Origin of the sequence: Sinorhizobium saheli (assembly GCF_001651875.1) — a bacterium.
GTDB classification, from domain to species: domain Bacteria; phylum Pseudomonadota; class Alphaproteobacteria; order Rhizobiales; family Rhizobiaceae; genus Sinorhizobium; species Sinorhizobium saheli.
On the sequence record NZ_LNQB01000021.1, the window covers coordinates 1 to 4,811 of the forward strand.

A 4,811-nucleotide genomic window follows, 5' to 3' on the forward strand; every position below is an offset into this window, starting at 1 on the left:
ACACCCATGACTGCCTCCAAAAGACAGTCTTGAATCTGATTTGCTCAGCCTTGGGAATCCCCAAGAGTCCACACGACCTAGTCCTCGGGTTTAACCCGAGGAGAGGGGCAATCGTCCACAGTTATTGTGGCTCGATCCGACCGCGATTTGCCGCAATTCCGGCCCTGCGCGCGCATGGTTAATGTCGCGTTAACCCTACTCCGCTTAGGTTGTCTCCATGGCACGCAATGTGCCCGGAGCGTTTCTGCGCCTCCGGCAATTCGCCGGGGGTGCACGATGTTCTGCAATCAATGGCTGGAATGTCCCCACCATTCATTAACAATGCGTGGCGCTCCGGCAGGTCGAAACGGGCAGCAAGGCAACATGAGCAGAAGCACTTCCGCAACGCTTGACAGCCGTTCCAGTCGGTTGAGCACCTTCGTCTGGCGCCAGGTCGCCTCGCTCGCCGGCTTTGCCCTCTTCGGCGGGCTGGCGCTTGCCGTTGCCGCGCTTTCGACCTGGAACGTCGCCGATCCGAGCTTCTCCTATGCGACCGCGGACGAGCCGACCAATCTGCTCGGCTATGGCGGTGCCGCCTTTGCGGACATCTTCATGCAGTTCTTCGGCCTTGCGAGCGTCGTCGCCTTGCTGCCGGCGGTCGCCTGGGCCCTCGTCCTCATCGGCAACAAGCCGTTCGACAAGATCGTGAAGCGGCTCGGCTTGTGGTTCGTCGGCTCGGTGCTGGCGAGCGCGGCCTTGAGCTGCGTGCCGGCGCCGATCACCTGGCCGCTGCCGAACGGCCTCGGCGGCGTCTTCGGCGACATGATCCTGCGCTTCCCGGCGCTGTTCACCGGGGCTTTCCCGACCGGCACGCTCGCGACGGTGCTTGCCTGCCTCTTCGCCGCGCCCGCCGCCTGGTGCCTGATCTTCAGCGCCGGCCTCATCGGCGTCAGCGCGGAGGAGGACGACGAGGAGGCGCCGGAACCGGTTCCCAGCAAGGCGCGCACCATTCGCGACGAGCTCGACGAGGAGGACGGGGAAGGGCCCTTCACCCTCATGATGGGGTCGCTCGCCCACATGCGCTTCACGCTCGAGGCGCGGCTGCGCCGCATGTTCGGGATGAGCGCAACGCGCGCGGCCAAGCGCCGCTACGACGAGCCCTACGACTTCAACAACGATGAATTCGGCACGCTGAACGAGCCGGCCCGGCCGAGGGCGCCTGCCGGCGCCGACCGCATCGAGCCGTCGCTCGACCGTGCCGAACGTCGGGTCGTCACGCCGCCCTCGATCATGGTCGATGGCGACGATCCGCCCTTCGACATCGACGAGCCCCGCCCCGCCGGCATCCTGCCGGACGACGACGAGGACGATATTGCCGCCGACTGGGCACCTCGGCCCGCGCCGCCGAGGCCGACGCTGGCGAAGCCCGGATCGCGCGTCGCAGCCCCGCCGCCGCGGCCGAAGAGCGGCCAGCGCATCGAACGCGAGGCGCAGCGCTCCTTCGTCGAGGACGACGGCGATTTCGCGCTGCCGCCGATCCATTTCCTCGCGGAGCCGAAGAATGTCGCCCGCGACGCCTCGCTCTCGGCCGACGCGCTTGAACAGAACGCCCGCATGCTCGAAGGCGTGCTCGAGGATTTCGGCGTCAAGGGCGAGATCATCCATGTCCGCCCCGGCCCCGTGGTCACGCTCTACGAACTCGAACCGGCGCCCGGCATCAAATCGTCGCGCGTCATCGGCCTTGCCGACGACATCGCCCGCTCGATGAGCGCGATCGCCGCCCGCGTCGCCGTCGTTCCCGGCCGCAACGCCATCGGCATCGAACTGCCGAACCAGCGGCGCGAGATGGTCTATCTGCGCGAGCTGATCGGCTCGCGCGACTTCGAGACGACGAAGACCAGGCTCGCCATGGCGCTCGGCAAGACGATCGGCGGCGAGCCGGTCGTCGCCGACCTCGCCAAGATGCCGCATCTGCTCGTCGCCGGCACCACCGGCTCGGGCAAGTCGGTGGCGATCAACACGATGATCCTGTCGCTGCTCTACCGCCTCACCCCCGACCAGTGCCGGCTGATCATGATCGACCCGAAGATGCTCGAGCTCTCCGTCTATGACGGCATCCCGCACCTGCTCTCGCCGGTGGTGACCGATCCGAAGAAGGCGGTCGTGGCGCTGAAGTGGACCGTGCGCGAGATGGAGGAGCGCTACAAGAAGATGTCGAAGATCGGCGTGCGCAACATCGACGGCTTCAACAGCCGCGTCGAGCAGGCGCTTGCCAAGGGCGAGGCGATCACCCGCACGGTCCAGACCGGCTTCGACCGCCAGACGGGCGAAGCGGTCTACGAGACCGAGGAATTCGATCTGTCGCCGATGCCCTATATCGTCGTCATCATCGACGAGATGGCCGACCTGATGATGGTCGCCGGCAAGGACATCGAGGGCGCGGTCCAGCGGCTGGCGCAGATGGCGCGTGCGGCCGGCATCCACGTCATCATGGCGACGCAGCGCCCGTCGGTCGACGTCATCACCGGCACGATCAAGGCGAACTTCCCGACCCGCATCTCCTTCCAGGTGACGTCGAAGATCGACAGCCGCACGATTCTCGGCGAGCAGGGGGCGGAGCAGCTCCTCGGCCAGGGCGACATGCTCTACATGGCCGGCGGCGGCCGCATCCAGCGCGTCCACGGGCCGTTCGTCTCGGACACCGAGGTGGAAGAGGTCGTCGCCTATCTGAAGACGCAGGGCGTGCCGCAATATCTCGACGCGATCACCGAGGACGACGGGGAGGACGAGGACGGCGGGCCCGCCGGCACCTCGAATCTCGCCGATTCCGAGGACCCCTACGACCAGGCGGTGGCGATCGTGCTGCGTGACGGCAAGGCCTCGACCTCCTATGTGCAGAGACGCCTCGGGATCGGCTATAATAGGGCGGCATCGCTGATCGAGCGGATGGAGCAGGAAGGCATCATCGGCCCGGCGAACCACGCCGGCAAGCGCGAGATCCTGGTGCCGACCGAGGCGGAAATCACCGGCCGGTAGAATGCGGCGCCGGCCGATAACGATCATTTGAGAACCGGGCGGTCGCGGATCGCGAAACGCCTTGAAGGCGCCCCACTTAAGCTTCAGATGATCCGGAAATGAAGGAGACTGCGATGATGGAGACAAAAACCGGCGGCCGCAATCGGGCAATCTCGCGGCGCGTCTTCCTTGGCGGCCTGGCGGCGCTCGCTGGTCTGGCCGGTACGACGCTCGACGCGAGCGACGCTTCGGCCCAGGCATCCGCCGTGGCCCAGAAGATCGCCGATCATTTCTCGTCGGTGAAGACGATGGCGGGCGAGTTCGTGCAGTTCGGCCCGCGCGGCGAACAGACGGGCGGCAAGTTCTATATCCGCCGGCCCGGGCGCATCCGCTTCAACTACGAGGCCCCCTCGCCGATGCGGGTGATCGCCGACGGCAGGTCCGTCGTCATCGGCAACATGAAGCTGAAGACCTGGGACATCTATCCGCTGTCGAAGACGCCGCTGAACTTGCTTCTGAGCGAGCGGATCGACCTGAAGAGCAAGATGGTGCGGGGCGTCAAGGTGGAGTCGGACCTCATCACCATCGTGCTCGGCGACCGCTCGATCTTCGGCGATTCGACCATCACCATGATGTTCGATCCGAAGACCTATGCCCTCAGGCAGTGGACGATCACCGACGCGCAGAAGAAGGACACGTCGGTGATGATCTTCAACGTCCAGACCGGCATCGAACTGGACGAAAGGGTCTTCCGCATCCCCTATGACGAGGTGCGCAACAAGCGGCGCGGCGGTTGAGCCACAGCCGACCGGATCGTCACGAAAGGCCGCCCTCGGGCGGCCTTTTTCATACTTGTCGATCGGCCCCGGACCTGTTTAAAACGCTGCGCATCGCCGGACAATCGTCGTGCGCCGGCTACTCTCCCAGAGGATTGAATGACCCTTTCCATCGCCACGTGGAACATCAACTCCGTCCGCTTGCGCATGCCGCTGGTGGAGCAGTTTCTGGAAAAATGGCAGCCGGACATCCTCTGCCTGCAGGAAACCAAGTGCCCGAACGACCAGTTCCCGTCCGCGCCGCTCAAGCGCCTCGGCTACAACCATATCGAGATGCATGGGCAGAAGGGCTATCACGGCGTGGCGACGGTCTCGCGGCTGCCGCTGACGGAACTCACCGACCGTCGCGACTATTGCGGCGTCGGCGACGCCCGCCATCTCTCGGTGGTCTTTTCGGCCGGCGGCAAGAGGATCCGCCTCCACAATTTCTATGTGCCGGCCGGCGGTGACGAGCCGGATCGAACGATCAATCCGAAGTTCGGCCACAAGCTCGACTTCGTCGACGAGATGAAGCTCCTGCACGCGGAGGCCGAGGCCGGCATTTCGTCGATCCTCGTCGGCGACCTCAACATCGCGCCGCTCGAAGACGACGTCTGGTCGCACAAGCAGCTCCTGAAGATCGTCAGCCATACGCCGATCGAGACCGAGGGCCTGATCTCGGTCATGACCGGCGGCGGCTGGGTCGACCTGATGCGACGGCACGCGCCGCCGCCGGAAAAGCTCTACACCTGGTGGAGCTACCGGGCGAAGGACTGGGCCGCCGCCGACCGCGGCCGCCGCCTCGACCACATCTGGTCCTCCGCCGACCTCGCGCTCAATCTCGCCCGCGTCGACATCGTCAAGGAAGCACGCGGCTGGGACCGCCCCTCCGACCACGTGCCGGTGATCGCCCATTTCGAGCTTTAGGTCGTGTGGACTCTTGGGGATTCCCAAGGCTGAGCAAATCAGATTCAAGACTGTCTTTTGGAGGCAGTCATGGGT

The 4,811-nt window shown here is 65.4% G+C and carries 3 protein-coding genes; all 3 read left to right on the plus strand.

The window, feature by feature from the left end:
* Positions 1-363: 363 nt before the first annotated feature.
* The 3 genes from ATB98_RS00175 to ATB98_RS00185 all read left to right on the plus strand — a co-directional run bounded on the left by ATB98_RS00175 (position 364) and on the right by ATB98_RS00185 (position 4,736).
* On the plus strand, positions 364-3,015 hold the full coding sequence (locus ATB98_RS00175) for a DNA translocase FtsK (RefSeq protein WP_066867534.1): 2,652 nt from the start codon (positions 364-366) through the stop codon (positions 3,013-3,015).
* Positions 3,016-3,128: 113 nt separating this feature from the next.
* Positions 3,129-3,791 carry an outer membrane lipoprotein carrier protein LolA gene (locus ATB98_RS00180; RefSeq protein ID WP_066867537.1) on the plus strand — a complete coding sequence of 221 codons (663 nt, stop codon included), beginning with the start codon at positions 3,129-3,131 and terminating at the stop codon, positions 3,789-3,791.
* Positions 3,792-3,929: 138 nt separating this feature from the next.
* Positions 3,930-4,736 (plus strand): exodeoxyribonuclease III, encoded by an 807-nt coding sequence (locus ATB98_RS00185; protein WP_066867540.1) that lies wholly within the window; start codon positions 3,930-3,932, stop codon positions 4,734-4,736.
* The last annotated feature ends 75 nt before the right edge of the window (positions 4,737-4,811 follow it).